This window comes from Streptococcus sp. HMSC071H03 (assembly GCF_001813035.1).
Classification (GTDB): domain Bacteria; phylum Bacillota; class Bacilli; order Lactobacillales; family Streptococcaceae; genus Streptococcus; species Streptococcus anginosus.
Genome location: NZ_KV811162.1, coordinates 29,281 through 32,423 on the forward strand (window position 1 = coordinate 29,281; position 3,143 = coordinate 32,423).

4 protein-coding genes are annotated in these 3,143 nt (G+C 36.8%); 1 reads left to right on the plus strand and 3 read right to left on the minus strand.

Going from position 1 to position 3,143, the window contains the following annotated elements; translation table 11 throughout:
- The 3 genes from HMPREF2887_RS05125 to rplK form a co-directional block, all read right to left on the minus strand.
- The coding region (locus HMPREF2887_RS05125; RefSeq protein WP_261673845.1) for an aconitase family protein at positions 1–1,003 on the minus strand (1,003 nt) is incomplete at its 3' end.
- 235 nt (positions 1,004–1,238) lie between these two features.
- On the minus strand, positions 1,239–1,928 hold the full coding sequence (gene rplA / locus HMPREF2887_RS05130; protein WP_003025463.1) for a 50S ribosomal protein L1: 690 nt from the start codon (positions 1,926–1,928) through the stop codon (positions 1,239–1,241).
- Between the two features lie 90 nt (positions 1,929–2,018).
- Positions 2,019–2,444 carry a 50S ribosomal protein L11 gene (gene rplK, locus HMPREF2887_RS05135; protein ID WP_003025466.1) on the minus strand — a complete coding sequence of 142 codons (426 nt, stop codon included), beginning with the start codon at positions 2,442–2,444 and terminating at the stop codon, positions 2,019–2,021.
- 162 nt (positions 2,445–2,606) lie between these two features.
- Here rplK and HMPREF2887_RS05140 point away from each other — a divergent pair, with 162 nt between their 5' ends.
- Positions 2,607–2,960, plus strand: a complete 354-nt coding sequence (locus tag HMPREF2887_RS05140) for a DUF3397 family protein (protein ID WP_003025469.1) — start codon at positions 2,607–2,609, stop codon at positions 2,958–2,960.
- The last annotated feature ends 183 nt before the right edge of the window (positions 2,961–3,143 follow it).

Below are 3,143 nucleotides of genomic sequence, written 5' to 3' on the forward strand. Positions count from 1 at the left end.
CATAGAGCTTCGTTAACGCAATATGTTCTTCTTTCCGATTTGTTAATCGCATATAACGAAGTGTCTCTTCATCAATAGGAAAGTAACCACAGGTTGCTCCATATTCTGGCGCCATATTTGCAACTGTTGCGCGGTCTGCCAAACTAAGTGTTGCTAGTCCTTCCCCAAAGTATTCTACAAATTTTCCAACTACATTTTCTTGTCGTAATCGTTGCGTTACTTTTAAAGCTAAGTCTGTTGCCGTTGCAATCTTAGGCAATTTCCCAACTAAGCGTACACCAATCACTTCTGGAACTGGAAAATAAGAAGCTTCTCCCAACATAGCAGCTTCTGCTTCAATTCCTCCAACTCCCCAGCCAAGAACCCCTATTCCATTGATCATTGTTGTATGACTGTCTGTTCCAAACATTGAATCTGGATAAAGCATGCCGTCTTTTTCAATAACAACATCACTAAGGAATTCAATATTAACTTGGTGAATAATCCCAGTTGCAGGTGGAACTGCACGATAATTATCAAAAGATTGCTCAGCCCATTTCAAAAATTCATACCGCTCATTATTACGTGAAAATTCTTTTGTTATATTTTCTTCCAAAGCAGTCTCACAGCCATAACAATCAACTTGCACACTATGGTCAATGACTAAATCCACAGGAATTTCAGGATTGATAAGTTCTGGATCTCCCCCATTTGTTACAACTGCATCGCGCATACTTGCCAAGTCAACAACAACTGGTACTCCCGTAAAATCCTGTAAAATAACACGACTTGGTTTAAAGGGCACTTCACCTCTCGGTTTAACAGCTTGATAGTGTATTAGATTCTCTATGTGATGTTTTCTTACAACATCGCCATCTTCTTTTCGCAAAAGACTTTCTAATAATATGCGAATAGAATAAGGAAGATTGTCTAAGTCTCCACCCATATCTAATGCAGCTTTTTCGAGATCAATATAGCTATATTCTCGCTTATCTTGATATAATATAGATTTATATGTTAGCATGAGAAACCTCCCACTAGGAATAATTATTTTATATTATACAATTTTACAAAAATTCATGCAATAGTTTTTATAAAAATATGTAAGAAAATATAACATTACCGGTTTTTGTTTACTATTTCACATATGTATTCGCCAAAAAATCCAAAGCATAAAAAAGCGATGAATTCATCAATCCAACGCTTTTGATTTTAGCAAAAGAAAAACTCCATCCGAAGATAGAGTTTTAGATTCTAAATTAAAGTGAGTTGACATCAACCTTAATACCTACACCTTGAGTAGTGGTGATAGTAAGATTTGTTATGTAAGTTCCTTTTACTGTAGCTGGTTTAGCTTTTGCAATCACATCGTGGAATGCTTTGAAGTTTTCAACCAACTTATCAGCGTCAAATGAAACTTTACCAATGATAGCTTGTACGTTACCTGCACGGTCTGCACGGTAAGTAATTTTACCACCTTTAGACTCTTCAACTGCTTTTGCAACATCCATTGTTACAGTACCAGTTTTAGGGTTTGGCATCAAGTTACGTGGTCCAAGGATACGTCCAAGACGTCCGACAAGTGCCATCATATCAGGTGTAGCAATTACGACATCAAAGTCAAGCCAGCCACCGTTGATTTTTGCAACGAGGTCATCTTCACCAACGAAGTCTGCACCAGCAGCTTTTGCTTCTTCTGCTTTTGCACCACGTGCAAAAACAAGCACACGTTGAGTTTTACCAGTTCCGTTTGGAAGAACCATTGCACCACGGATTTGTTGATCCGCTTTTTTCACATCAATGTTCAAGTTATAAGCAACTTCTACAGTTGCGTCAAATTTTGCAAAGTTTGTTTCTTTTGCAAGTGCTACAGCTTCTTCTACACTGTATGCTTTTGTGCTGTCGATTTTTTCAAGAGCAGCACGAAGTTGTTTGCTTTTTTTAGCCATTTTCTATTCTCCTTGTAAGTGGTTCAATCGATTTTCATCTCCCACGTCCTTCTCGAAATGATGAAGTCTTGCGGGTTTGGGTGTTATTGATTAGTCAACAACAGTGAATCCCATAGAACGAGCAGTACCTTCGATCATACGCATTGCAGACTCAAGGTTTGCAGCGTTCAAATCTGGCATCTTAGTTTCAGCAATTTCTTGTACTTGTGCACGAGTAACTGTTGCAACTTTTGTTTTGTTTGGTGTACCTGATCCTTTTTCAACACCTGCAGCTTTTTTCAAAAGAACAGCAGCTGGTGGTGTCTTTGTTACGAAAGTAAATGATTTGTCTTCATATACTGAGATAACAACTGGGATAATCATACCAGCTTGATCAGCTGTACGAGCGTTGAACTCTTTCGTGAATCCCATGATGTTGATACCGGCTTGACCAAGCGCAGGACCAACTGGTGGAGCTGGAGTAGCTTTACCAGCAGGGATTTGCAATTTTACAAGTTTTTCGACTTTTTTAGCCATTTTTAAATCCTCCTTTGTGGTTTTGGCGGTAATGTAAGATTTTTACCTCCCACAAGTATGCTTCTTGCATACCTTTCTATTATACACTAAAACGACTAAATTGCAAGAAAAAATACTAAAAAAATTCTCTATCTTTCTCGATTTTTGTGGTAAAATATGTGTATGACATTATTAAAAATCGCATCTATTTTATTTATCTTTTTAACTATTATTTTGACCATTATTATTACTAAATTATTTCGCTTGAAACGATTTGGCTTGAATTTTGCAGATTTGGCTTTTCCACTTTTTGTGTTGGAATTCTATGTCATCTCTGATAGAGCTTTCTACCACAGTCTCTTACCAGAATTAGCATTAGCCCTTTCTGCCTTAGCAATTGCCATTACTATCTACTTTCTTCGAGTTAAACGCAGTTTTTACTATCCTAAGTTCTTTAAATTTTTCTGGCGAGCTGGTTTTATTTTGACCTTCTTTCTCTACCTCGCCATGGTGATTGGCTTATTTTTAACAAAATAATAAAAAATATCGGACAGACTCATCTGCTTCCGATATTTTTATATTTAATATTTTGTTGAGAACTTATCAAATAGAGCAAATAACTTATTTGTTATGAATTGAAACAGTCTCATGAGTGATTCTAACATTAAGGAGAGAATGACTGTGAGGATAATGGTAATCGGTGAGATTTTGGATAACAAA